Annotated in this window: 24 protein-coding genes; 14 read left to right on the top strand and 10 right to left on the bottom strand. The window is 69.3% G+C overall.

The genetic code is table 11. The features are described 5' to 3' along the window. Positions 1-15: 15 nt before the first annotated feature. Positions 16-678 (top strand): bifunctional 4-hydroxy-2-oxoglutarate aldolase/2-dehydro-3-deoxy-phosphogluconate aldolase, encoded by a 663-nt coding sequence (locus QLQ83_RS07645; protein WP_282734916.1) that lies wholly within the window; start codon positions 16-18, stop codon positions 676-678. A 164-nt stretch (positions 679-842) separates the two neighbouring features. On the opposite strand, the gene QLQ83_RS07640 is transcribed toward QLQ83_RS07645, so the two are convergent. The 5 genes from QLQ83_RS07640 to QLQ83_RS07620 all read right to left on the bottom strand — a co-directional run bounded on the left by QLQ83_RS07640 (position 843) and on the right by QLQ83_RS07620 (position 7,282). Further along, on the bottom strand, positions 843-1,826 hold the full coding sequence (locus QLQ83_RS07640) for a carbohydrate kinase family protein (protein ID WP_282734915.1): 984 nt from the start codon (positions 1,824-1,826) through the stop codon (positions 843-845). Then, the gene (locus tag QLQ83_RS07635) at positions 1,823-2,785 is read right to left on the bottom strand and encodes an aldose epimerase family protein (RefSeq protein ID WP_282734914.1); all 963 of its coding nucleotides are present in this window, start codon (positions 2,783-2,785) and stop codon (positions 1,823-1,825) included. Before QLQ83_RS07635 ends, QLQ83_RS07640 begins: the two co-directional genes overlap by 4 nt. Positions 2,786-2,806: 21 nt before the next feature. After that, positions 2,807-3,775 (bottom strand): glucokinase, encoded by a 969-nt coding sequence (glk, locus tag QLQ83_RS07630; RefSeq protein ID WP_282734913.1) that lies wholly within the window; start codon positions 3,773-3,775, stop codon positions 2,807-2,809. A gap of 92 nt (positions 3,776-3,867) precedes the next feature. After that, a complete protein-coding gene (gene edd / locus QLQ83_RS07625) occupies positions 3,868-5,754 on the bottom strand; it encodes a phosphogluconate dehydratase (RefSeq protein ID WP_282734912.1) in 1,887 nt (628 codons plus the stop codon). A gap of 133 nt (positions 5,755-5,887) precedes the next feature. Then, entirely contained in the window at positions 5,888-7,282 is a 1,395-nt protein-coding gene (locus tag QLQ83_RS07620; RefSeq protein WP_282734911.1) for a coniferyl aldehyde dehydrogenase, read from the bottom strand. A gap of 112 nt (positions 7,283-7,394) precedes the next feature. On the opposite strand from QLQ83_RS07620, the gene QLQ83_RS07615 reads away from it, so the two are divergent. From QLQ83_RS07615 to lpxL, 12 genes are all read left to right on the top strand, one after another. After that, positions 7,395-8,531: a GNAT family N-acetyltransferase gene (locus QLQ83_RS07615; RefSeq protein ID WP_282734910.1), complete on the top strand. Its 1,137-nt coding sequence runs from the start codon at positions 7,395-7,397 to the stop codon at positions 8,529-8,531. 120 nt (positions 8,532-8,651) lie between these two features. Then, positions 8,652-9,002: a cell division protein FtsB gene (ftsB, locus tag QLQ83_RS07610; protein WP_282734909.1), complete on the top strand. Its 351-nt coding sequence runs from the start codon at positions 8,652-8,654 to the stop codon at positions 9,000-9,002. Then, positions 8,999-9,754: a 2-C-methyl-D-erythritol 4-phosphate cytidylyltransferase gene (gene ispD / locus QLQ83_RS07605; RefSeq protein WP_282734908.1), complete on the top strand. Its 756-nt coding sequence runs from the start codon at positions 8,999-9,001 to the stop codon at positions 9,752-9,754. Before ftsB ends, ispD begins: the two co-directional genes overlap by 4 nt. Continuing rightward, positions 9,754-10,248: a 2-C-methyl-D-erythritol 2,4-cyclodiphosphate synthase gene (ispF, locus tag QLQ83_RS07600; protein WP_282734973.1), complete on the top strand. Its 495-nt coding sequence runs from the start codon at positions 9,754-9,756 to the stop codon at positions 10,246-10,248. The genes ispD and ispF overlap by 1 nt, the downstream gene beginning before the upstream one ends. Continuing rightward, entirely contained in the window at positions 10,241-11,356 is a 1,116-nt protein-coding gene (truD, locus tag QLQ83_RS07595; RefSeq protein ID WP_282734907.1) for a tRNA pseudouridine(13) synthase TruD, read from the top strand. Before ispF ends, truD begins: the two co-directional genes overlap by 8 nt. Next, complete coding sequence (surE, locus tag QLQ83_RS07590) at positions 11,356-12,102, top strand: 5'/3'-nucleotidase SurE (RefSeq protein ID WP_282734906.1); 747 nt, start codon at positions 11,356-11,358, stop codon at positions 12,100-12,102. Before truD ends, surE begins: the two co-directional genes overlap by 1 nt. Beyond that, the gene (locus tag QLQ83_RS07585; protein WP_282734905.1) at positions 12,089-12,757 is read left to right on the top strand and encodes a protein-L-isoaspartate(D-aspartate) O-methyltransferase; all 669 of its coding nucleotides are present in this window, start codon (positions 12,089-12,091) and stop codon (positions 12,755-12,757) included. The genes surE and QLQ83_RS07585 overlap by 14 nt, the downstream gene beginning before the upstream one ends. A gap of 10 nt (positions 12,758-12,767) precedes the next feature. Continuing rightward, the gene (locus tag QLQ83_RS07580; protein WP_282734972.1) at positions 12,768-13,742 is read left to right on the top strand and encodes a DUF368 domain-containing protein; all 975 of its coding nucleotides are present in this window, start codon (positions 12,768-12,770) and stop codon (positions 13,740-13,742) included. After that, complete coding sequence (locus tag QLQ83_RS07575; RefSeq protein WP_282734904.1) at positions 13,735-14,937, top strand: peptidoglycan DD-metalloendopeptidase family protein; 1,203 nt, start codon at positions 13,735-13,737, stop codon at positions 14,935-14,937. The genes QLQ83_RS07580 and QLQ83_RS07575 overlap by 8 nt, the downstream gene beginning before the upstream one ends. Before the next feature lie 121 nt (positions 14,938-15,058). After that, on the top strand, positions 15,059-16,072 hold the full coding sequence (gene rpoS / locus QLQ83_RS07570; protein ID WP_282734903.1) for an RNA polymerase sigma factor RpoS: 1,014 nt from the start codon (positions 15,059-15,061) through the stop codon (positions 16,070-16,072). A 195-nt stretch (positions 16,073-16,267) separates the two neighbouring features. Next, positions 16,268-17,371, top strand: coding sequence for an alanine racemase (alr, locus tag QLQ83_RS07565; protein ID WP_282734902.1), 1,104 nt, complete (start codon positions 16,268-16,270; stop codon positions 17,369-17,371). 22 nt (positions 17,372-17,393) lie between these two features. Next, positions 17,394-18,314, top strand: a complete 921-nt coding sequence (gene lpxL, locus QLQ83_RS07560; RefSeq protein ID WP_282734901.1) for an LpxL/LpxP family Kdo(2)-lipid IV(A) lauroyl/palmitoleoyl acyltransferase — start codon at positions 17,394-17,396, stop codon at positions 18,312-18,314. On the opposite strand, the gene QLQ83_RS07555 is transcribed toward lpxL, so the two are convergent. The 5 genes from QLQ83_RS07555 to QLQ83_RS07535 all read right to left on the bottom strand — a co-directional run bounded on the left by QLQ83_RS07555 (position 18,305) and on the right by QLQ83_RS07535 (position 23,775). After that, on the bottom strand, positions 18,305-19,714 hold the full coding sequence (locus QLQ83_RS07555) for a DUF2254 domain-containing protein (RefSeq protein ID WP_282734900.1): 1,410 nt from the start codon (positions 19,712-19,714) through the stop codon (positions 18,305-18,307). The genes lpxL and QLQ83_RS07555 overlap by 10 nt on opposite strands. A 58-nt stretch (positions 19,715-19,772) precedes the next feature. Next, the gene (gene ettA, locus QLQ83_RS07550) at positions 19,773-21,434 is read right to left on the bottom strand and encodes an energy-dependent translational throttle protein EttA (RefSeq protein ID WP_282734899.1); all 1,662 of its coding nucleotides are present in this window, start codon (positions 21,432-21,434) and stop codon (positions 19,773-19,775) included. An 89-nt stretch (positions 21,435-21,523) separates the two neighbouring features. After that, complete coding sequence (locus tag QLQ83_RS07545; RefSeq protein WP_282734898.1) at positions 21,524-21,724, bottom strand: PA3496 family putative envelope integrity protein; 201 nt, start codon at positions 21,722-21,724, stop codon at positions 21,524-21,526. Positions 21,725-21,911: 187 nt separating this feature from the next. Beyond that, entirely contained in the window at positions 21,912-22,346 is a 435-nt protein-coding gene (locus QLQ83_RS07540; protein ID WP_282734897.1) for a PAS domain-containing protein, read from the bottom strand. 115 nt (positions 22,347-22,461) lie between these two features. Then, the gene (locus QLQ83_RS07535; RefSeq protein ID WP_282734896.1) at positions 22,462-23,775 is read right to left on the bottom strand and encodes an MFS transporter; all 1,314 of its coding nucleotides are present in this window, start codon (positions 23,773-23,775) and stop codon (positions 22,462-22,464) included. A gap of 55 nt (positions 23,776-23,830) precedes the next feature. On the opposite strand from QLQ83_RS07535, the gene QLQ83_RS07530 reads away from it, so the two are divergent. After that, complete coding sequence (locus QLQ83_RS07530) at positions 23,831-24,100, top strand: Rdx family protein (protein WP_282734895.1); 270 nt, start codon at positions 23,831-23,833, stop codon at positions 24,098-24,100. The last annotated feature ends 2 nt before the right edge of the window (positions 24,101-24,102 follow it).

Here is a 24,102-nt window from a genome sequence, read left to right as displayed (position 1 = left end):
CTTCTGGAGACCATCATGAGCATCGACAAGCAGCTGCCCTCGACCCGCACCACCGAACTGGACAGCATCTGCCTCAAGGCCGAGGTAATCCCGGTGCTGGCCATCCAACGCATCGAGGATGCCGTGCCCCTGGCCCGCGCCCTCTTCGAGGGTGGCCTGACCGTCCTGGAGATCACCCTGCGCACCGACTGTGCCCTCGAGGCGATCAAGCGCATCAAGGAGGCGCTGCCCCAGGCCAGCATCGGCGTGGGCACCGTGCTGACGCCGGCCCAGTACCGCCAGGCCGAGGAGGTGGGCGCCGATTTTGTGGTGACGCCCGGCACGACCGAGGCGCTCTATCGCTACGGTGTCACGAGCCCGGTGCCGATGCTGCCCGGCGTGGCGACCGTCTCCGAGCTGATGACCGGCTGGCAGTATGGCTATCGCCGCTTCAAGTTCTTCCCGGCCGAGGCCAGCGGCGGGGTCAAGGCCCTCAAGGCCTTCGCCGGCCCGATCCCCGAGGCGCGCTTCTGCCCCACCGGCGGGATCGGAATCAACAACGCCGAGGACTACCTGGCGCTCAAGAACGTGATGTGCGTGGGAGGCTCCTGGCTCACGCCGAAGTCACTGATCGACGCCGAGGACTGGGATGCCATCCGCTCACTGGCCCGCGAGGCGGCGGAGCGCTTCCACCACTGATTCCCGTTTCCTGCTTCGGTAACCCTGTGCTCTCTCGACAGCTGGTTGCTGTCCCTTGCCCCGGCCCCGCCGGGGCTTTTTTGGCTCATGGTCTTGCTTGCACGCATGAAACGACCCCGGGCCGGCAAGGCCGGCCCGGGGTGAAGGCGGCGTGTCAAGGAGTCTCAGGCGCGCAGACGTTCCAGGTCGTCGCGATCCGGCAGGGCGGCATAGGCACCCGGGCGCGTCACGGCATGGGCGCCGCAGCGACTGGCGATCTCCACCGCGCGCCGCAGGAAGGACGTGTCGCGGTGCCAGTCGCCGTCGAGGCCCTTGTCGGCGTTGAACTCGGCGAGCTCGGCCAGCAGGCCGCCGATGAAGGCGTCCCCGCCCGCCGTGGTATCCACCGCCTGGACCCGGGGCGGCGTGACCCGCTCGTCCAGGCCGACGCCCTTCAGCATCACCTCCCCGGGGCCGTCGGTGATCACCGCGACCTTGACCCCGGCGGCGAAACGTTCGGCCAGCCAGCCCTCCCGGGGGTGGTCGGCGCGCAGGTAGTCGAGCTCGTCCGTCGAGAGCTTGAGCAGGTCGGCGGCATCGAGCAGCCGGGTGACCAGGCTGATGTCGGTGCTGCCGCTGGCCCAGAGGTTGTGGCGCAGGTTGGCATCCACGCTCACCAGGCAGCCGGCGCGGCGGGCCATCTCGGCCATGGCCAGGGTGGTCTCGGCGATCTCCGGCTCGGTCAGGCTGTTGCTGCAGAAGTGCACGATGGCCGGGTCGGCGAAGACGCCGGCGGGCAGGTGTTCCAGGCGATAGAGGAGGTCCGCGGCCGGCGGGCGGTAGAAGTCGAAGGTGCGCTCGCCCTCGGCATCGCGGGAGACGAAGGCGAGTGCCGTGCGTGCCTCGCGGGTGCGCACCACGCCGGAGGTGTCCACGCCATGGGCGGCCAGCTCGGCGACCAGGAAGTCGCCGAAGTGATCCTCGCCGAGCATGCCGAGGAAGCGGCTGGGCACGCCCAGGCGGGCGCAGGCCACCGCCACGTTGGCGGGGGCGCCGCCGGCATAGGGGGTGAAGGTCTCCGGGGCATCCGCTGGTCCATCCGGCGTGTCGCCGAGGCGGCTGGAAAGCAGGTCGACGAGGGCCTCGCCGAAGCTGATCACGGGGGTCATGGGGTTGCTCCCTTCTCTCGGCTCAGGGTGGTGCCCAGCAGGTGCTGGGCGCCGGGGACCAGCCACACCGGGTCGAGCCGGGTGTTGGCCGACTCGACGCACAGGAAGTGGCGGGCGGCCTCGATCGAGGTGTCCCCGGGGGGCGCGTCGCCGGGATGCCAGACCACGGCGGAATCGCTGCCCTGGCGGGCGATCCTCAGGCGGCGGGTGCCGTCGTCGAGACACAGCTCGGCATTGCTGCGGTAGATGCGATCGAGCGCCCCGCGCACCGCGAGTTCGCCCTGCTGGTCGCGCTCGGCGAAGTCGGCCAGCTTGTCCAGGTAGGTGGCGCCGGCCAGGCCCTCGATGCGGCAGGCGAAGGCATCGGCGACGGCCAGGTAGCTGTGCAGGGCCCCGGTGATCTTCACCGGGGTCTCCCCGACATGCTCGGTGATCAGTTCCACGTGCAGGCGCCGGGCGTTGGCCTGGATCACGGCGCGCGGCACCAGCTGGCCATGCAGGCGTTCCTCGGGCGAGAGGTGCAGCTCGACGCCCTCCTCGTGCTCGTCCACGGCATCCAGCCGCCACTGTGCCTTGCGCGCCGGGCCATGCATCGGGCCAGAGCGATCCGGGGACTCGTCGGCGGTGTTCTCGTCGGCGAACCAGGGCCAGCACAGCGGGATGCCGCCACGGATGGCTCCCGGCAGGGTCTGTGGCGTGGGTGTCACCCATAGCCAGCCGCCGGCCACCAGCGATTCTTGGCTCGCGCCTCGGCTTGAGGCACTGGCTCGCGTTGGCGCGTCTTCCGGACCGTCCGGGGCGCCGGTGAAAGGCAAGAAGTGAAGGACCTGCGCGCCCTGCAGCGAGACCGCCAGCTCTCCCCAGGCTTCATTGGCCAGCCACACCTCGCGGCCGGCCCACTCGGCACGGCGCTGGCCGCGGGTCTCGTCGATCAGGGTTCGCAGACTCTGTGGAATCATCATTCGGCCTCTTGCGTCGAGTTATTCGACCTCTTCGTTGTGCAGGGCCTCGGCGGCGCCCAGCAGGCCCGTCCAGGGCGCGGTGACCACCTGGACCGGGATGGCCCCGGTATAGGCACTCATGCGGCCCTTGGCGGTGAAGGCCTCGAGGAAGCGGCTCTCGGGCAGCCACTCCAGCAATCGCGGGAGGATGCCGCCGCACAGGGCGACCCCGCCGCGAGCTCCCATGGTCAGGGCGGCATCGCCGCAGACGTCGCCGAGGATCTTCAGGAATCGCAGCAGGGTATCACGGGCCACCCCGTCGCCGCCCGCCGCCGCCCGGGTGACCTCGGCCGGGGTGGCATGGCGGGGCGGGGCGCCCTTCAGCGAGCAGTGGGCCAGGTAGAGGTCGAGCAGCCCCTGGCCACAGAGGATGCGCTCCACCGAGACGCGGCCGTAGCGGTTGCGGAAGTGCCGCAGCAGGTTCTGCTCGCGTTCGTCGGTGGGCGCGAAGGTCACGTGGCCGCCCTCGGTGGCCAGCGGGATCCAGGCGTGTCGCCCGGGAAAGAGTCCCGCCACGCCCAGCCCGGTCCCTGGGCCGATCACCAGCCGGGCAGCGTGGGGGACCGCCTCGCCGCACTGCACGTCCACCAGGTCGCTGTCGGCCACATGGGGAACGCCCAGCGCCTGGGCGGTGAAGTCGTTGATGGCCTTGAAGAGGCTGAGTCCCAGCGCCTGCTGGACTTCCTCCCGGGAGAAGGTCCAGTGGTTGTTGGTCATGCTCACCCGGTCGCCGCGGATCGGGCAGGCGAAGGCCAGGCAGGCCTCGCGGGGGGCGGCGTCGCCGGTCAGCCCGACCCGGTCGAGGTAGTCGCGCACCGCTTCCACCAGGCCCGGGTAGTCGGCACAGGGCAGGCTCAGGATGTCGCGGGGCGCGAAGGTGTCCGGGGTCACCAGGGCGAAGCGCGCATTGGTGCCACCGATATCTCCGATCAGGGCAGGGCGCGTCATGGGCATGCCTCCGGACAGGCCGCGGCGGTAAGGGCGGCACCGTGGGCGCCACCGCTCTCGAGGGTTCCACCGATCAGGGCAGGGCGCGTCATTCAGGCGTCCTCGTCGTGGATCTGGCCCTCCTGGCGCGCCAGGTCGTCGGCCTCGAAGCCGCCGAACACCCCGGCCCCCTCCTCGCCGCGCATGGCCAGGTGGCGGAAGCCGCCGAACAGCTCGCGCCCCAGCCCCACGTGGTAGTGGTCAAGATCGCCGACCCGCAGCTCGCGCTCGGCCCATTCATGGGCGTCGATCTTGACCTCGAGGCTGCCGCTGTCGGCGTCCAGGCGCACGATATCGCCATTCTTGAGCTTTGCCAGCGGGCCCCCGTCCAGCGCCTCGGGGCTGATGTGGATGGCCGCCGGCACCTTGCCGGAGGCGCCGGACATGCGACCGTCGGTGACCAGCGCCACCTTGTAGCCCCGGTCCTGCAGCACGCCGAGGTAGGGGGTCAGCTTGTGCAGCTCCGGCATGCCGTTGGCCTTGGGGCCCTGGAAGCGCACCACGGCGATCACGTCGCGGTCCAGGTCGCCGGCCTCGAAGGCGCCCTTGAGGTCGTTCTGGTCCTCGAAGATGCGGATCGGCGCCTCGACCACGCGGTGCTCGGGCTTCACCGCCGAGACCTTGATCACCCCGCGGCCCAGGTTGCCGTCGACCACGGTGAGCCCGCCGGTAGGCGCGAAGGGTTCCTTCACGCCGCGCAGCACGTCCTCGTCGAGGCTCTTCTCGGGCCCTTCGCGCCACGTCAGCTTGCCCTCCTCCAGGAAGGGTTCCTGGGTGTAGGCGGTCAGGTTGGTGCCGAACACCGTGGGGATATCGCCGTGGATCAGGCCGGCGCCGAGCAGCTCGCGGAACAGGTAGCTCATCCCGCCGGCGGCCTGGAAGTGGTTGATGTCGGCCTGGCCGTTGGGATAGACCTGCATCAGGCTCGGCGTCACCGCGGAGAGGTCGGTGAAGTCTTCCCAGGTGATGGTCAGGCCGGCGGCGGCGGCCATGGCCACCAGGTGCAGGGTGTGGTTGGTGGAGCCGCCGGAGGCGAGCAGGCCGACGATGGCGTTGACGATGGCGCGCTCGTCGATCTGCTTGTAGAACGGGCGGTAGTCGCCGCCGGGCTCGGTGTTGCGGACCGCCTGCTCGGTGGCGTAGCGGGTCAGCGCCTCGCGCATCTCGGTGCCGGGGTTGACGAAGGAGGTGCCCGGCAGGTGCAGGCCCATCATCTCCATCATCAGCTGGTTGGAGTTGGCGGTGCCGTAGAAGGTGCAGGTGCCCGGGCTGTGGTAGGACGCCGACTCGGCCTCGAGCAGGTCCTCGCGGCTCGCCTTGCCCTCGGCGAAGAGCTGGCGGATGCGCGCCTTCTCCTTGTTGGGCAGGCCGCTGGGCATCGGGCCGGCCGGCACGAACATGGCCGGCAGGTGGCCGAAGCGGGCCGCGGCGATGAACAGCCCCGGGACGATCTTGTCGCACACGCCAAGGTAGAGCGCGGCGTCGAACATGTTGTGGGAGAGACCCACGGCGGTGGCCATGGCGATGACGTCGCGGGAGAACAGCGACAGCTCCATGCCCGGCTGGCCCTGGGTGACGCCGTCACACATGGCCGGCACGCCGCCGGCGAACTGGGCGGTGGAGCCCATGGCACGGGCGGCGGCCTTGATGGTCTCGGGGAAGGTCTCCAGCGGCTGGTGGGCCGAGAGCATGTCGTTGTAGGCGGAGATGATGCCGAGGTTGGCCGAATTCATCAGCTTCAGCGAGTTCTTGTCCGTCTCGCCGCAGGCCGCGAAGCCGTGGGCCAGGTTGCCGCAGGAGAGCTCGCCCCGGTGCACGCCGCGGCGGTGCTGGTCGGCCATGCGGCTCTCGTAGAGGGCGCGGCGTTCGGCGGAGCGCTGGCGGATGCGGCGGGTGACGTCGGCGACGGTGGGGTTGAGGGCGGGGGTCGTGCTGGCCATGGGTCACCTCGGAATCGAGTGTCGGTTGTCTTGTAAACTTACCAATAAAGCGTCCGGTTATTCGGCCATTCTACCCGGTAATCGGCAATTTTTGTAGTTTTATTACCGCTATTTTTGTGGTTGATAGACCGGCTCACAGGCCCAGCAGGCGCAGCCACCAGCGGCGCCAGGGCGGATCGAGCAGCCCCACGGCATTATGGCGTGCCTGGCGGAAGACGCTGCGCTGGTGACTGAAGCGCAGGAAGCCGGTCTCGCCCTGATAGGCCCCCATGCCGCTCTCGCCGATCCCACCGAAGGGCAGGGCGGGCACCACGTAGTGCCACAGGGTGTCGTTGAAGACCATGCCGCCCGAGCGAGTCTGCTCCAGCAGGCGGCGACGGCGGGCCGGGTCGTCGGTGAAGGCGTAGAGCGCCAGCGGGCGTGGCCCCTCGGCGACCCGGGCCAGGGCGGCGTCGAAGTCGCGCACCCCGATCACCGGCAGCCAGGGGCCGAAGACCTCCTCCTGCATGATCGCCAGGTTCGCGGTGGGGTCGACCACCAGGGTGGGCGGCAGCTTGGCGCCGTGGCTGAGTTCCAGGCGCTCGCCGAGCTCGATCACCCGGCAGCCATGGTCGCGGGCCTCGTCGAGCAGGCCCTCGAGGCGGGTGCGGGAGGCGTCGCCGGGCACCGCCGAATAGTCGTCGCTGGCGGTGCCCTGCGGATAGAAGGTCTTGACCACCTCGCGGATCGCCTCGATGAAGGCCGGCAGCCGTGCCGCATCGATCAGCACATGGTCCGGGGCGATGCAGGTCCGGCCGGCGTTGAGCCACTTGCCGAAGGCGATGCGCCGGGCGGCATGCGCCAGGTCGGCATCATCGGCGACGATGGCCGGGGCCTTGCCCCCGAGCTCCAGGGTGACGGGAGTGAGATGGTCGGCCGCGGCCCGGGCCACCTCGCGGCCGACCCGGGCACTCCCGGTGAACAACAGGTGATCGAAGGGCAGGGCGGCGAAGGCCCGGCCGATATCGGCATCGCCGGTGACCACGCACAGTTCGTCGGGCGCGAAGTAGCGCTCGACCAGACGGGCCAACAGGGCGCTGGTGGTGGGGGTCTGTTCGCTGGGCTTGATCATCACCCGGTTGCCGGCGGCCAGGGCATCCACCGCCGGCATCAGCGCCAGGCTCCAGGGATAGTTGGATGGTGCGATGATGCCCACGACCCCCAGCGGCTGGCGGTGGATGCGCGCCCGGCCCGGCAGCAGCCGCCAGGGCACGGCGGCACGGCGGGGCGACATCCAGCGCTTAAGGTGGCGCCGGGTGTGGCGGATGGCCATCAGCAGCGGGACGACCTCCGCCAGACGCGTCTCGGCCTCGGCGCGGTGGCCGAAGTCCTGGCGGATCGCCTGGCTGATCTCGTCGCGATGGTGACGGGTCATGCTCGCCAGGCGGGCTAGGCGGTCGCGACGGGTCGCCGCCGAAGGGAAGGGGTCGGCGGCGAAGGCGTGGCGCTGCTGGTCCAGGCGCGCCTGCAGGGCGCGGGCGTCGGTCATGCACGTCTCCGTGTGTCGATGAGGATGGATGGGGGCTCGGGTACTGGGCACAATGTAGGCCTTCTGCCAACGGCTTGTCAGCTGCCGTCCCCTCTTTACTCCGGGAGTTCCCATGTCGGAGTTGGTCCTGAGCGAAGTGTCCGCCATCGAGGCGGTGCCGGCCGCACGGTGGAATGCGCTGGTCGGCGACGACCATCCCTTCCTGCGCCACGAGTTCCTGCATGCCCTGGAGGCCAGCGGGGCGGCGAGCCCCGCCACCGGCTGGGTGCCGCGCCACCTGACCCTCTGGCAGGGCGAGGCGCTGGTCGGCGTCATGCCCCACTACCACAAGCACCACTCCTTCGGTGAATACGTCTTCGACTGGGGCTGGGCCGAGGCCTGGGAACGCGCCGGGGGCGACTACTACCCCAAGGGGCTCTCGGCGATTCCCTTCACCCCGGCACCGGGGCCGCGCCTGGCCCTGGCGTCGCACCTCGACCCCCTGGCCGCCCGCCGGGTGCTGGCCGGGGCCTGGGAAGCCAGCGACCTGTCGAGCTGGCACCTGCTGTTCGCCGAGCCGGTCGAGGTCGAGGCCTGGCGGGCGGCCTGCCCGTCCCTGCTGGCGCGGCGAGGCGTGCAGTTCCAGTGGCGCGATCGCGGCTATGGCGACTTCGAGGGCTTCCTGGCCGCCCTGACCTCAAAACGGCGCAAGGCGATCCGTCGCGAGCGGCGGATCGTCGCCGATCAGGGCCTGACCCTGCACCGCCTGGAGGGCGAGGCCATCGACGCGCCGGCTTTGGCCCACTTCTTCCGCTGCTACGAGATCACCTACCTGGAACGCGGTCGCCATGGCTACCTCGGTCTCGACTTCTTCGAGCGCCTGCGCCGCACCCTGCCCGAGTCGCTGCTGCTGATCCAGGCCCGCAGCGAGGGCACCCCGGTGGCCGCCGCGCTCTGCCTGCAGGGGACGCGCACGCTCTACGGGCGCTACTGGGGCAGCGAGGTGGTGGCCGACTGCCTGCACTTCGAGGCCTGCTACTACCAGGGCATCGAGCACTGCCTGGCGCGGGGGCTGACCCTCTTCGACCCCGGTACCCAGGGTGAGCACAAGCTCTCCCGGGGCTTCGCCCCGCGGCGTCTCACCTCGCTGCACCATATCGCCGATCCACGCCTGCGCGACGCCGTGGCGCGCTTCTGCGCCGAGGAGCGAGCCCATGTCGAGGCCTACTGCCGGGCGGCCGAGGCGGCGTTACCCTTCCGGGACGTCTGATGGGGGCACCGCAGCATTGGTCGTCGCTCGGCGGTGAGGGCATTGTTCCCGAGGCCCTGCCGACAGGCGTCGAAACTGGCATAATGCCGGCCATCGGCAACCTCGTGACGGACTCCCTGCATGCTGAAGTCGCTGGCCATCGTGCTCATCATCCTGCTCGCGCTGCTGCAGTACCGGCTGTGGCTCGGCGAGGGCGGCATGCGCGAGCTCACCGAGGTGCGCCAGCGCGTGGCCGTGCTGGAGCGAGAGAACCAGCCGCTGCGTGACCGCAATGCCCGCCTGGCCGCCGAGGTGGTGGATCTCAAGACCGGCCTCGACGCCATCGAGGAACGGGCCCGCAGCGACATCGGCATGGTGCGCAGCGACGAGCAGTTCTTCTGGGTCCCCGGCGTGGCGGTGGACAACACCGGCCTCGAGGTCAATGCCGGCCTGGTGGGCAGGCCGGCACCCGGCGCGGAGGGAGGCCAATGAGCGGCCGCCTGTGGCTGGTAGTGCCCGCCGCGGGGCAGGGGCGACGCATGGGCGCCGACCTCCCCAAGCAGTACCTGCCGCTGGCTGGACGGCCGGTGCTGGCCCGCACCCTGGCACGCCTCCACGCGGCCTTTCCCGAGGCCCGGCTCTGCCTCTGCCTGGATCCCGACGATGGCCACTTCGACCCGGCCTGGGTGCCCTTCACCGACTGGCGACGGGCGCCCGGCGGCGCCGAGCGGGTCGACTCGGTGGTCAACGCCCTGGAGACCATCGCCCCGGACGCCGCGGAGGACGACCTGGTGCTGGTCCACGACGTGGCCAGGCCCTGCGTCACCGTCGACGACCTGTCGCGGCTGCTGGCCGCGATCGCCGACGACCCCGTGGGTGGGCTGCTGGCGGCCCCGGTGGCCGACACCATGAAACGTGATGACGGCGCCGGCCGGGTGCAGGCCACCGAGTCCCGCGAGGGGCTCTGGCACGCCTTCACTCCCCAGGGCTTCCGCCACGGCCTGCTGCGCCGCGCGCTGAATGATGCGCAGGCGCGCGGCGTCGCCGTGACCGACGAGGCCTCGGCGGTGGAGGCGGCGGGCCTCTCGCCGCGGCTGGTCAGCGGACGTCGCGACAACCTCAAGATCACCCATCCCGAGGACCTGGCCCTGGCCGAACTGGTGCTGTCCGCCCAGGCTCTGGCCGCCCAGGCGGCCTCGACGACCCACTCCGAGGCGTCCCCGTGCGGGACGAAGAGAGCATGATGCGAATCGGCCACGGCTTCGATGTCCACCGCTTCGGCGCGGGCGACCACCTGATGGTCGGCGGTGTCGCCATCCCCTTCGACCGCGGCTTCGTCGCCCACTCCGACGGCGACGTGCTGCTGCATGCGGTCTGCGACGCCCTGCTGGGGGCCTGTGCGCTGGGCGACATCGGCCGCCACTTTCCCGACACCGACCCGGCCTGGGCCGGCGCCGACAGCCGCGCCCTGCTGCGCCATGTCGCCGGGTTGGTGGGCGGGGCGGGTTACCGGGTCGGCAACCTGGATGCCACGCTGATCGCCCAGGCGCCGAAGATGGCGCCGCATATCGGCGCCATGGCCGGGCATATCGCCGCGGATCTCGGCCTTTCCCGGGGGGCGGTCAACGTCAAGGCCACCACCACCGAACGGCTCGGTTTCACCGGCCGCGGCGAGGGCATCGCCGCCGAGGCGGTGGCACTGCTGGTCCCTCGCGACGGGGAGACTGCCGGTGAGTGAGGTCGCTTCATCCGGTGTCGAGGATGCCATCGACTGGCCGCCGACCTGGCCGCGAGTGCTGGAGGGCGAGCTCGGTGCGCCGCCGCCCGGAGACTACCGCGCCGTCCCCGAGGACTTCCGCGTCGAGGAGGTCCTCGACTTCGCCCCGGCGGGGGAGGGCGAGCACCTCTGGCTGTTCATCGAGAAGCGCGACCTGACCACCGCCATGGTCGCCCGCGACCTGGCCCGGCTCTGCGAGGTCTCGCCGCGGGTGGTCGGCTATGCGGGCATGAAGGACCGGGTCGCCGTGACCCGCCAATGGCTCTCCGTGCAGCTGCCCGGCCGCGAGGCCCCCGAGGGGCTCGCGGCGCGACTCGCCGAACGGGGCATCCGGGTGCTCGACCAGGCCCGTCATCCGCGCAAGCTCAAGCGCGGCGTGCACCGGGCCAACCGCTTCCGCCTGCGGATCACCGGGGCGGCGGTGGCCGACCCGGCGCTCGAGGCGCGCTGGCAGCGCCTCTGCGACGCGGGGGTCGCCAACTATGTCGGCCCCCAGCGCTTCGGCGCGGACGGGCGCAACCTGCAGCGCGCCCGGGCCATGCTGGCCCGCGGCTGGCGCAAGCGTGATGACCGCGAGGGCATGCTGCTCTCGGCGGCCCGCAGCTTCCTGTTCAACGAGCTGCTGGCCGCCCGGGTCCGCGACCAGAGCTGGGCGACGCCGCTGCCTGGCGAGGTGGTGATGCTCGACGGCAGCGCCAGCCAGTTCGGCGTTGCGCCCGACGATGCCGCCGAGCTCGCCGAGCTTTCCGATCGGGCCAGGTGCCTCGACCTGCATCCCGCCGGGATACTGTGGGGCGTCGGCGAGTCGCGTGCCGCCGGCGAGGCCCGGGCCCACGAGGCCGCCCTGGTCGCGCGCTATCCAGGCCTGTGCGGCGGGCTCGAGCGTGCCGGTGTCCGCCTGGCCCGCCGGGCCTTGCGGCTGCGCCTGGGCGAGGCGCGGCTGACGCGCGGCGACGGCGAGAGCTGGCTGGCCTTCAGCCTGCCGCGGGGCGCCTTCGCCACCGCCGTGCTGCGGGAACTGATCTCTCATCCCACCCTGGGGGCCCCTCCCTCCGACAGGAGCCTGTGATGCGTCGACTGCTGCTCTCCAATGACGACGGGGTGCATGCCCCGGGGCTGCGTGCCCTCCACGATGCCCTGCTGCCCCATGCGCGGCTACGGGTGGTCGCGCCGGATCGCGACAAGAGCGGGGCCAGCAACTCCCTCACGCTGACCCGACCGCTGGCGCTCTCATCGCTCGACAACGGCTTCTACAGCGTCGACGGTACCCCCGCGGACTGCGTCTACCTGGGGGTCAACGGCGTCTGGGACGAACGGCCGGACCTGGTGATCTCGGGGATCAACCACGGTGGTAACCTCGGCGACGACGTGCTCTACTCCGGCACCGTGGCCGCCGCCATGGAGGGGCGCAACCTGGGCATGGCGGCCATCGCCATGTCGCTGGTCGGCTCGCGCCACTTCGAGACCGCCGGACGGGTGGCGGCTAGCCTGGTCGGTGCGGCCGACCAGCTCTCGCTGCCGCCGCGCAGCCTGCTCAATGTCAACGTGCCGGACCGGCCATGGAGCGAGATCCAGGGCTTTCGGGTCACCCGGTTGGGCTATCGCGGCCCGGCGGCCCGCCCCCTGGAGGTCCGGGATCCACGGGGCCGGCTGCGCTACTGGATCGCCGCCGTGGGCGAGAATGCCGACGATGGTCCGGACACCGACTTCGCCGCCGTCGAGGCGGGCTATGTTTCCATCACGCCGCTGCAGACCGACCTGACCCGGCATGCAGCGCGCGACGACGTGCAGGACTGGCTGGATGCACTCACCTGATCTGCTGCGCGGTGTCGGCATGACATCGCAGCGTACCCGGGATCGCATGGTCGGCCGCCTGGCCGACCTGGGGATCCGCGACCGACGGGTCCTGGAGGTGATGGCCCGCGAGCCGCGTCATCTCTTCCTCGACGAGGCCCTGGCGCATCGTGCCTACGAGGACACCTCGTTGCCCATCGGCCATGGCCAGACCCTCTCCCAGCCGTGGATGGTGGCGCGGATGACCGAGCTGGTGATCCAGGAAGCGCCGTCCCGGGTGCTGGAGGTCGGCACCGGTTCCGGCTACCAGACCCTGGTGCTGTCGCGCCTGGTGAAGGAACTCTGGTCGGTGGAACGGATCAATGCCCTGCATCGCCGTGCCGGCGGTCGCCTGCGTCTGCTCGAGGTCCACAATACCCGGCTGCGCCTCGCCGACGGGGGACATGGCTGGCCGGAGGAGGCGCCCTTCGATGTCATCCTGCTGACCGCCTGTGCCAGCGAGTTGCCCGCGCCGCTGCTCGCCCAGCTCGGCGAAGGGGCCGTGTTGATCACGCCGCTGGCCGAGCCGGATGGCCGGCAATGGCTGACCCGTGTGCGCCGCAGCGCGGACGGCTTCGAGACACAGCGGCTTGAGGCAGTGCGGTTCGTACCGCTGCTGGAAGGCGTCATTCGTTGAAAGGAGTCCGCTGTTGAAGCGTCATCTCGGTATCTTTCTCAGGGGCGCCGGCATGGGGGCCGCCGATGCGGTGCCCGGCGTGTCCGGCGGCACCATTGCCTTCGTCACCGGCATCTACGAGGAGCTGATCCACAGCATCAAGCAGTTCGGCCCCAGCGCCTTCGTCGCCTGGCGACGCGGCGGCCTTCCGCTGCTGGCGGTACATCTCAACCTGGCCTTCGTGCTGCCGCTGCTGGCCGGTATCGCCATCAGCCTGGTCAGCGTGGCCCACCTCGTCGTCTGGCTGATGGACGATTTCCCCCAGATGCTCAACGGCTTCTTCTTCGGCCTGGTGGCCGCGTCGGCGGTGGTCGTCAGCCGCCATCCGGCCGACTGGAAATGGTGGCACCTGCTGCCGCTCGCCGGTGGCCTGCTGCTCGCCCATGGTCTGCCGTCGCTGATGCCGCTGGTCACCCAGCTCGGCAATCCCGACCTGGTGCTGGTGGTGGGCGGGGCCATCGCCATCAGTGCCTTGCTGCTGCCCGGCGTGTCGGGCAGCTTCCTGCTGCTGACCATGGGCCTCTACGGCACGGTGATGCAGGGCATTCGCGGCTTCGACCTGGGGTTGATCGGGCTGTTCGGGGTGGGCTGCCTGATTGGCCTGTTCGGCTTCTCGCGGCTGCTCTCCTGGCTGCTGCGCCACCATCACACCGCGACCCTGCAGCTGCTGGTCGGCTTCATCATCGGCTCGCTGCCGGTACTCTGGCCGTGGCGCGAACTGGTACGCTACCAGCTGGGTTCCGAGGGCCAGATGATCCCCCTCGACTACCGTTACCTGACCCCGGCCGACTTCGCCGAGCTGACCGGTGACCCTGCCCGGCTGCCGGCGGTGGTGGCCCTGATGATGGCCGGCGCGGCCCTGGTGCTGCTGATCGGCTGGGCTAATCGGCCGGTGAAACCCGGTTACCGACAAGGTGCTGACAAGGAGGAAGGCTCCGATGCATAAGGTATTTCTGATTTCCGGCCTGGCCCTGGCGCTGGCCGGCTGCGCCGCGCAGCAGGGCGAGAGTGGGCCGGTCCAGGTCCGCGACCTGTCGGCCAGCCGGGCTGACGCGACGCCCGGCGAGTACACGGTGGAGGCCGGCGATACGCTCTACGGCATCGCCTGGCGCCATGACATGGACTACCGCGACCTGGCGCGCCTCAACCGCATCGGGCCCCCCTACCGCATCGAGCCCGGTCAGCGGCTGGTGCTGGTCGGCGAGGGCAGCGCCACCTCGGCCTCCAGCCAGGACGGCGACGAGAACGCGTCCAGCGGCCGTGGGGTCGTGGCCACCGGCCTCGGCGGCGAGGCGTCCGGGAGCGATGAGGAACTCGACTGGCTGATGCCCGACGAGAGTGCCATCGAGCGCAACCGTCGACTCTCGGCCGAGCGGCAGGCGGCGGGCGACTCGCCGCAGGGGCCCACTCAGGCGGCCATGGAGAGCGCCGATGCCGTCTCGGGCGCCGACCAGGGGCCTGGACCGGTCTACAGCTACGACAGCCCGGGAGCGGACGGTACCCTGAGCGAGCGCGATCTGGCCGAACGGCGTGAGCTGGCCTCGCGCGCGGAAGAAGACAATGCGGAGGAACAGCAGGCCACCGGCACGGCGGCGGCACAGAGCGGCTCCGAACCGAGCGACGCGCCCGACGCCACGGCCGAGGACGAGGCGGCCCAGGTGGACCGGGCATCGTCGGAGACGGACGACGGCGGCACCGATGCCGGGACCTCGGTTGCCGGTGAACCGGCGTCCGAGCAGCGCGCCGGGCGCAGCTATACCCCGGTGGACGAGGTGCCCTGGCAGTGGCCGGTCGAGGGCGACGTGGTCGGCCAGTTCGGCGAGGGGGGAACCGTCACCGCCGGCATTGATATCGCGGGTCAAAAGGGGCAACCTGTCAAGGCAGCCGGCCCGGGAATCGTGGTCTACGCGGGCAGTGGCGTCAGGGGCTATGGCAACCTGATCCTGCTCAAGCACAACGACCAGTTCCTGAGTGCCTATGCTCACAACGACACCCTGAACGTCAAGGAGAACGATGTGGTCGAGGCCGGTGAGGTCATCGCCACCATGGGCGACAGCGATGCCGAGGACGTCAGGCTGCATTTCGAGGTGCGCAAGGACGGCCAGCCTCAGGATCCCCTCGAGTTCCTGCCTGCCCGCTGACCCTGACGGTCGGCCAGCATCGGATGCGGGATGGACGGGGTGCCGCACAATAATAACTTCGCGCGTCGATCGTCCGGCCATGGACCCACGACGCCCTGTCGCAACCATGGGGTAGCAATCGATGAGCATGCTTGAACGGGACCTTCAGGATGTGAATCTGGTATCCGCCGACGAGGCGGATGAGGACGCTGTCGAGACCGAGGATGAGCTGGAGCGGGAGGACATCGAGGACGAGGAGGCGGTGGTCGGCGATGAGGAAGCCTTCGAGAAGGCGCTGAGCCGCGAGGATCGGCATCACCGTCACAGTCTCGATGCCACCCAGATCTACCTCAACGAGATCGGTTTCTCGCCGCTGCTGACGCCGGAGGAAGAGGTCTTCTACGGCCGCCTGGCGCGCAAGGGTGACCCGCTGGGCCGCTCGCGGATGATCGAGTCGAACCTGCGCCTGGTGGTGAAGATCGCCCGGCGCTATCTCAACCGTGGCCTCACCCTGCTCGACCTGATCGAGGAGGGCAACCTGGGCCTGATCCGCGCGGTGGAGAAGTTCGACCCCGAGCGCGGCTTCCGCTTCTCCACCTACGCCACCTGGTGGATTCGCCAGACCATCGAGCGGGCGCTGATGAACCAGACCCGCACCATCCGGCTGCCGATCCATGTGGTCAAGGAACTCAACATCTACCTGCGGGCGGCCCGCGAGCTGACCCAGAAGCTGGATCACGAGGCCACGGCCGAGGAGGTCGCCGACTACCTCGACAAGCCGGTGGAGACCGTCAAGAAGATGATGGGCCTCAACGAGCGGGTTTCCTCTGTCGACTACCCGATGGGCAGCGAGAGCGACAAGCCGCTGATCGAGACCCTGGCCGACGACAATGACCAGGGCCCGGAATCCACCCTGGTGGACGGCGACGTGCGCCAGCATGTCGACGAGTGGCTGGCCGAGCTCACCGAGAAGCAGATGGAGGTGGTGGTGCGCCGCTTTGGTCTGCGCGGCCATGAGGCCGCGACCCTCGAGCAGGTCGGTGAGGAGATCGGCCTGACGCGCGAGCGGGTTCGCCAGATCCAGGTAGAGGCGCTCAAGAAGCTGCGCCGCATGCTCGACAAGCAGGGCCTCTCGCTGGATGCCATCTTCGAGTGACGTCGCGTGCCGGAGGCCTCTCCGGCACCGTCGTCCCTCTTCTTCATGATGGGCAGATGATCGAACCGTCATCACGCCCCTTTATCTGATGTTTATCCTGCCTCAGGCACGCTTGCCAGTTGGTGATGCCGTGAAATCGGCTGGCCTTTGGGGGATAATCGTGGCGTTCCCCATCGCCGCTCGAGGACCCCGACCATGGCCCGGCCGCTGATCGCCGACATCGACCTCGACGCCCTGCGTCACAACTATTGCCTGGCCCGTGACCAGGCCCCCCACAGCCGCGCCGTCGCCGTGATCAAGGCCGATGCCTACGGCCATGGTGCCGTGGCCTGCGCCCGGGCGCTCGAGGACCTGGCGCCGGCCTTTGCCGTGGCCTGCCTCGAGGAGGCGCAGACCCTGCGCGAGGGGGGCATCACGGCGCCGATCGTGCTGCTCGAGGGCATCTTCGAGGCCGCCGAGCTCGAGCGGGTCGAGGCGCTGGGGCTGTGGATCGCGGTACACGCCGACTGGCAGTTGGAGGCGCTGCTCGCCTATCGCCCCGCGCGCCCCATCCCGGTGTGGGTCAAGGTAGACTCGGGCATGCACCGCCTGGGCTTCCCGCCGGAACGGGCCGAGAAGGTCTGGGCGCGTCTCGCGGCGGCGCCCGACCACGCCTGCGACCTGCACCTGATGAGCCACTTCGCCAGCGCCGATGCCCTGGAGACCGGCGACTTCCGGCGCCAGCTCGAGCTGCTCGACGACCTGGCGATACGGCTCGAGGCGCCCACCTGCCTCGCCAACTCGCCCGCCACCCTCGCCTGGCCCGAGGCGCACGGCGCCTGGAACCGCCCGGGGGTGATGCTCTACGGCAGCGACCCGCTGGAGGCCTCCAACGAGGCGAGCCGTCGGCTGGCGCCGGTGATGACCCTGCGTTCCGCGATCATCGCCGTGCGCGAGCTCGCGGCGGGTGAGCCGGTGGGCTATGCCGGGCGCTGGAAGGCGCCACGCCCCTCGCGGATCGGCGTGGTCGCCTGCGGCTACGGCGATGGCTATGACCGGCACGCGGTCGACGGCACCCCGGTGCTGGTCGACGGTCAACGCACGGCCATCGCCGGCAAGGTCTCCATGGACATGCTGACGGTGGACATCACCGACATTCCCGAGGCGGGCATCGGCAGCGAGGTGGTGCTCTGGGGGCGCGCCGCGAACGGCGTGCTCCTGTCGGTGGACGAGGTGGCCCGCCATTGTGACACCATCAGCTACACCCTGCTCACCGGGGTGCTGCCGAGGGTGCCCAGGCGCTATCATGGCGCGCACTGACCACCGCACCATGGGAAGCCACATGTACAGGGACGACACCCCCCACAGCTCCTTCGCCCATCCGCGTTACTGGCCCACCTGGCTGGCCATCGGGGCCATGCATGTCGTGGCCTGGCTGCCCTGGCGGCTGAAGCTGTGGGTCGGCCGGGCGATCGGCCTTGCCGCCTGGCGCCTCGCCGGGCGTCGTCGCCATATCACCGAGACCAATATCGGCCTCTGCTTCCCGGAGCTCGATGAGGCGCAGCAGGCGCGGCTGGTGCGCGAGACCTTCGTCGCCAACGGCATCGGCATCGTCGAGACGGCGACTGGCTGGTGTCGTGATCCCGAGCACCTGCATCACCGCGTCACCTTCCTGGGGCAGGAGCACCGGGCCCGGTTGCAGGCCGAGGGGAGGGGGGCGCTTATCCTCGGGGTGCACTTCTCGACCCTGGACCTGGGGGCCGCGCTGCACTCGCTCTACTTCCGCGCCGACGCCGTGCAGCGCCCCCATGACAACCCGCTCTTCGACCGCTTCATGAGTCGCGCCCGGGCACCCTACTTCGATGCGGTCCTCGACCGTCACGACCTGCGCGGGGTGGTGCGTCGCATCAAGGCCGGCCACGGCGTCTGGTACTCCCCGGACCAGGACTTCGGCCGCGATGCCAGCGTCTTCGCCCCCTTCTTCGGTATCCCGGCGGCCACGGTCAAGATGACCTCGCGCATCGCGCGCATGACCGGCGCCCCGGTGATCCCGCTGATCTTCCACCGCAACCCCGACGACCGCACCTATACCCTTGAGTACCTGCCGCCGCTGGAGAACTTCCCCAGCGGCGACGAGGTGGCCGATGCCACCCGCATCAACGCGGTGATCGAAGCGGCGATCCGTCGTCACCCGGAGCAGTACCTCTGGCTGCACCGGCGCTTCAAGACCCGGCCCAAAGGCGAGCCGAGACTCTACTCGTGATAGTCGAGGTAGTCAGGAAGCTCGAGGCGATGCTCACCGCTGTTCAAGCGCGCGCTGATGAAGTCCCGGTCCAGGCGATGGTGGGCGGCGTCGGCCAGGGTGCCGATGATTCGGTCGGCATAGGCCTGCAACAGTCGCCAGTCCGAGTCCTGTGCATACAGCGAAAGGCTCTTCACGGACTTCAGCAGGCTCAGGCCGATGGTCACATCGTCCTGCCCGTAATGCAGGATCGGCGTGAAGACCCGGTAGATCAGGCTCTCGAAGCTTTCCACCGGCCAGGTGACGCGTACCCGGTTGTGCTGATCCACCATGGCGTTGCAGGGGGCGAATTCTAGTCGACGCCGCAGCAGGTCGGTCAGCTGATTGATGCACAGGCGGGCGGTACCCGGGTCGTTGATCCCGGGCGACAGCGCCTTGACCGCCATTTCCATCAGTTGCGTCAGGCCGTGCACGTGGATGTCCTCGATCGATTCGCCTTCGCCATACAGCAGATGTGCCAGCACCTCGTCAGCACAGGCGCGGTCGGGTTCGGCAGGCGCATCGACGTACAGCAGCGGAAAGTCGGCCAGGGTGAAGTCTCCCGGGGAGAAATTCAGATGAATCACCCCATCGAAGCTGGCGGCAAGCTTGGCGAGCTCGGCAAAGTTGGCGTTCTGGATGAATCCGGTCTGGCGTGAGCGAATCTCGAAACGGTGACACGACGCGGCTGCCGCCGCAGGTATCGTGTCGGCCATCCGCATGTAGCGAGGCGATTGCTGACGATGCTTCAGGCTGGCCAGTGAACGGCTCGTGGCCAGATGCAGGCCGGCGACCACCGAGTTGACCTGAACCGTCTGGGAGGCCTTATGTATGAAGTAGACAAACAGGCCCAGGCAGTGGATGACCATGGCCACTCCCAGATAGGCGGCAAGCGAGCGCCATGTGCCGGGAGAGCCGCCGTTTTCCGGCACCATCAGGAGCATAAGGATGAACAGGATGGTACCCAGATAGTTGCCCAGCACCCATTGATGGTGGCGCTCGGTCACCAGGCCGAAGACCAGCTTGTGGGAAAACTGGCCACCGGCCTGGGATAGCACCGACATCACCATCGAGAAGCTGAACACCACCAGCGATATCATGCCGGCGATCAGCGTCGAGAGCAGCGTGCGCAAGGTGTCTTTGTCGTTGAAGCGCACGAAGTCGAGCCAGCCGGGCATCGAAATGAATCCTTCGTGCGGCACCACTGCAAGTAATCCCACCAGGAAATAGGCCAACGCCAGCAGGCTGGGCAGGTAGGCGATACTCTGGCGAAACGCCTTGGTGACCTGCAGCGGGTAGTGGAGCAGAGCGATCATCGAGACATCCTTGCAAGGCGACGCCAGCGAGGGTGGACAGAGTGGATAACACCAACCAGCAAGCAAAAGCCCCGCCTGTAAAGACAACAGACGGGGCTAATACATCAGCATGGCCTGCGAGCCATCAGGCGTCAATACGCTTGTACTTCATGCGGTGCGGGGTGTCGTCACCGACGCGCTTCTTGTGGTCCGCCTCGTACTCGGTGTAGTTGCCCTCGAAGAATTCCACGTGGGAGTCGCCCTCGAACGCCAGGATATGGGTGGCGATGCGGTCGAGGAACCAGCGGTCGTGGGAGATCACCAGGGCACAGCCGGGGAAGGCCAGCAGGGCCTCCTCGAGGGCGCGCAGGGTCTCGATGTCCAGGTCGTTGGACGGTTCGTCGAGCAAGAGCACGTTGGCGCCCTGCTTGAGGGTCTGGGCCAGCTGCAGGCGACCGCGCTCGCCGCCGGAGAGCTCGTTCAGGCGTTTCTGCTGGTCGTTGCCCTTGAAGTTGAAACGCCCCACGTAGGCCCGCGAGGAGACCTCGTAGCCGTTGATGTTGAGGATGTCCTGGCCGTCGGAGACCGCCTCCCACACCGTCTGCTTGTCGTCCAGGGCGTCGCGCAGCTGCTCGACGTAGGCGATGTCGACGGTCTCGCCGACCACCACCTCACCGGCATCGGGCTGTTCCTTGCCGGTAATCAGCTTGAACAGCGTCGACTTGCCCGCGCCATTGCCGCCGACGATGCCGACGATGGCGCCCTTGGGCACGGTGAAGGTCAGGTCCTCGTAGAGCAGCTTGTCATCGAAGGCCTTGGCCACGTCGTGGAACTCGATGACCTTGTCACCCAGGCGTGGGCCGGGCGGAATGTAGATCTCGTTGGTCTCGTTGCGCTTCTGGAAGTCACCGGACTGCATCTCCTCGAAGCGGTTGAGGCGCGCCTTGCTCTTGGCCTGGCGGCCCTTGGCGTTGCTGCGCACCCACTCCAGCTCGTGCTTGATCGCCTTGTTCTTCGAGGCCTCCTGCTTGGCCTCCTGCTCGAGGCGCTTCTCCTTGGCCTCCAGCCAGCCCGAGTAGTTGCCCTCGAAGGGGATGCCCTGGCCGCGGTCGAGCTCGAGGATCCAGCCAGCCACGTTGTCGAGGAAGTAGCGGTCGTGGGTGATGGCCACCACGGTGCCGCTGTAGTCATGCAGGAAGCGCTCCAGCCAGGCCACGGACTCGGCGTCCAGGTGGTTGGTGGGCTCGTCGAGCAGCAGCATGTCGGGGCTGGAGAGCAGCAGGCGGCAGAGCGCCACGCGGCGCCGCTCGCCGCCGGAGAGGTGGCCCACGCGGGCCTCCCAGGGCGGCAGGCGCAGGGCCTCGGCGGCCACTTCCAGCTTGCGGTCCAGGTTGTGGGCGTCGGAGGCCTCGATGATGTTCTCCAGGCGCGCCTGCTCGGCGGCCAGGGCATCGAAGTCGGCGTCCGGCTCGGCATAGGCGGCGTAGACGGCGTCGAGCTTCTCCTGTGCCTCCTTGATCTCGCCCAGGGCCTCTTCCACGGTCTCGCGGACGTTCTTGTCATCGTCGAGCTGGGGTTCCTGGGGCAGGTAGCCGACATTGATGCCCGGCATGGGACGGGCCTCGCCCTCGAACTCGGTGTCGACGCCGGCCATGATGCGCAGCAGGGTCGACTTGCCCGCGCCATTGAGGCCCAGCACGCCGATCTTGGCGCCGGGGAAGAAGGACAGGGAGATGTCCTTGAGGATCTGCTTCTTGGGGGGCACGACCTTGCCCACCCGGTTCATGGTGTAGACGTATTGCGCCATGGAAAGCCACTTCGTTGGGGGATGTCAGTGGCCACGATGATAGAGCCCGGGGACGCCAAAGGCCAGCATCCCCGGGAGACGGGCAGGGGTTACTCTTCCTCTTCCTCGAGGGCCCAGTCGTCCTCGATGGCGCGCCGCAGGCGACGCTCCTCGATGAGAGCCTCCACGCGTCGGCGGGCCCTCAGGGTATCGGCACGACTGCTGGGGCGGACGCGACCGTAGTCGTCGTTGACCGCTTCCAGGTAGTCCTGATCATCGTCGTCGGTGTCGAGAAGGGGTTCATGGCTCATGCGACGTCCTCCCATGGCCCGGGGCCGAACGCTGCAAGGTCCGGCGGATCATTCGATCGCTTCCCGTCCCGGGTGCGGAACCTGAAGCGCCAGCAGGCAACGCCCGTTGCCTGCTGGCTATATAGCTTCAAGGAACGCCGAGGACAAGCCCCTGGGGAGACTTTTTTCGCCGCCGCGTCACGGCGTCTCAGGTCAGGCCGTGTTCGGCCTTGAGCCGCTCGAGCTCCAGCTGTGCCTCGACCCGCTCGGTGACATCCTTCTGCACCCCGACATAGTAGGTGAGGTGGTCGTCCTCGTCGTAGACGGGAGTAATGGAGAGCTCGTTGTAGAACAGGGTGCCGTCCTTGCGATAGTTGCGCAGTACCTCGCGGCAGGGACGACCCGCCTTCAGGGCCTTGCGGATGGTATCGAGCCCCGGCTGGTCGCGGTCCTCGTTCTGCAGGAAGCGGCAGTCCTGGTAGAGGATCTCGTCGGCGCTGTAGCCGGTCAGGCGCTCGAAGCCCTGGTTGACGTAGATCAGGATGTTCTCGTCGCCCTCCTGCTCGGCGACCACGATGCCGTCCTCAGAGGCATCGATGATGCGTTCCAGCAGTTCCGGGCTGATCAGGGGGGATCGTTTCATGCAGGGGGTTCCTGTCGCGGTGCCCTTGGCGCAGCGCATGGCGGCAAGGAGCGGGATATTGCCCTCATCATGGCCAGCCGGCGTCGGGATTTCAACGCGCCGGCGTGCCGGTGGGTCATTCCACCTCGGGCAGGCGCTGGGCGCTGGCGGCCGCGCCGAGGCCCATCAGGGCGAGGGCTGCCAGCAGCCCGGCACTGCCGAGCCACTGGGCCAGCAGGCCGACGAGGCCGCCCACGACCAGCATGAGCACGCCGGTGAGGGTGTTGGAGAGCGCCACATAGAGGGCGCGCCGGTCGGCGCCGGCCATGTCGACGATGTAGGTCTTGCGGCCCAGGCGAACGCCGGCGTGGACGATCACCAGCAGCGCATAGACCAGCGCATAGGGCCAGACGGTTTCGCTCCAGGCGCCGGGCAGCCAGGCGAAGGCCGCCCCTAGCAGGCAGCCGGCCGCGGTGCCCAGGCCACCGTCGCGCATCACCCGGCGGCTCGAGGCATCGGCGCGCTTGCCCCATACCGGGCTCGCCAGCATGCCGGCCAGGCCGGAGACCACGATCAGCACCCCCAGGCCGCCGAGTTCGGCCCCGCTCTGCTGCTGGCCGAGCAGCGCCACATAGGGCAGGGCCAGGGCGCTGGCCAGCAGCAGGGCGCGGGAGAGGTTGAAGTGCAGGAAGGCGCGGTCGTCGCGCAGCAGGCGCAGCCCCAGCTTGATGCTGTCCCAGGCATTCTCGCCGCCCTCCACGGCCCCCGGGGTCTCCTTGATGCGCGCCGCGCACAGGGCATTGACGGCCCAGCCCAGCGCCGCCGCCCCGAGCAGTACGGCCAGCGCCAGCTCCCCGGGGCGGTCGCCGAACAGCATCAGCACTCCGCCCGCAGCCAGGGTCACGCCGCCGGCCACGCTGCCGCTCCAGCCCATCAGGGTGCCGCGGCGCTGCTTGGCGATGGTCTTGCCCATCACGTCCTTGGTGGCGATCGATGACAGGCCGCGGGCCAGCGACAGCGCCACCAGTACGGCGAGTACCAGGCCACCCCCGATGCCCCCGCTGCCGAACAGGGCCAGCAGGGCCAGCAGGGCGGCGGCCAGGGCCTGCAGGGTACCGCCCAGCACCCAGACCCACTTGCGCTCGGGCTTGAGTCGGATGAAGCCGGCCACGAACAGCTGGGGCAGCAGGGCGCCAGACTCGCGGATCGGCACCAGCAGGCCGACCATCCACAGCGGGGCGCCGATCACCCCCAGCAGCCAGGGCAGCACCAGGCGGGCGCTGGAGAGTTCGTCGGCCAGCTTGTTGCCCAGCGCCGCCAGCAGGTGCAGGAAGAAGTTGTGCGGCTGCTCGTCGCAGGCCGCGTCCGGGATGTCCCGGCACATCCGGCTGTCCTCGTCACCGGTGAGCCACTCGAAGAGGCGGGTCTGGCTGATCTCGGGGGCGGCCATCGGAACTCCCTGACTGGTATCATCGGGTGGCCATTGTCGCGACACTCGAGGTTTCATGTCACGTATCCGAATCCACTATTGTAACCAGTGCCAGTGGTTGCTGCGCAGCGCCTGGTACGCCCAGGAGCTGCTCTCCACCTTCGGCGAGGACCTGGAGGAGGTGGCCCTGGTGCCGTCCCATGGCGGCCATTTCGAGATCCTCTGCGACGAGGCGTCGCTCTGGGAGCGCAAGCGCGACGGCGGCTTCCCCGACATCAAGGCCCTCAAGCAAGCGGTGCGCGACCGCCTCGCCCCCGGCCGTGACCTGGGACACCTCGACCGGTGAGC

This window comes from Halomonas rhizosphaerae, from assembly GCF_030010555.1.
GTDB lineage: Bacteria > Pseudomonadota > Gammaproteobacteria > Pseudomonadales > Halomonadaceae > Halomonas > Halomonas rhizosphaerae.
This window is presented reverse-complemented; position numbering and strand designations above follow the sequence as displayed.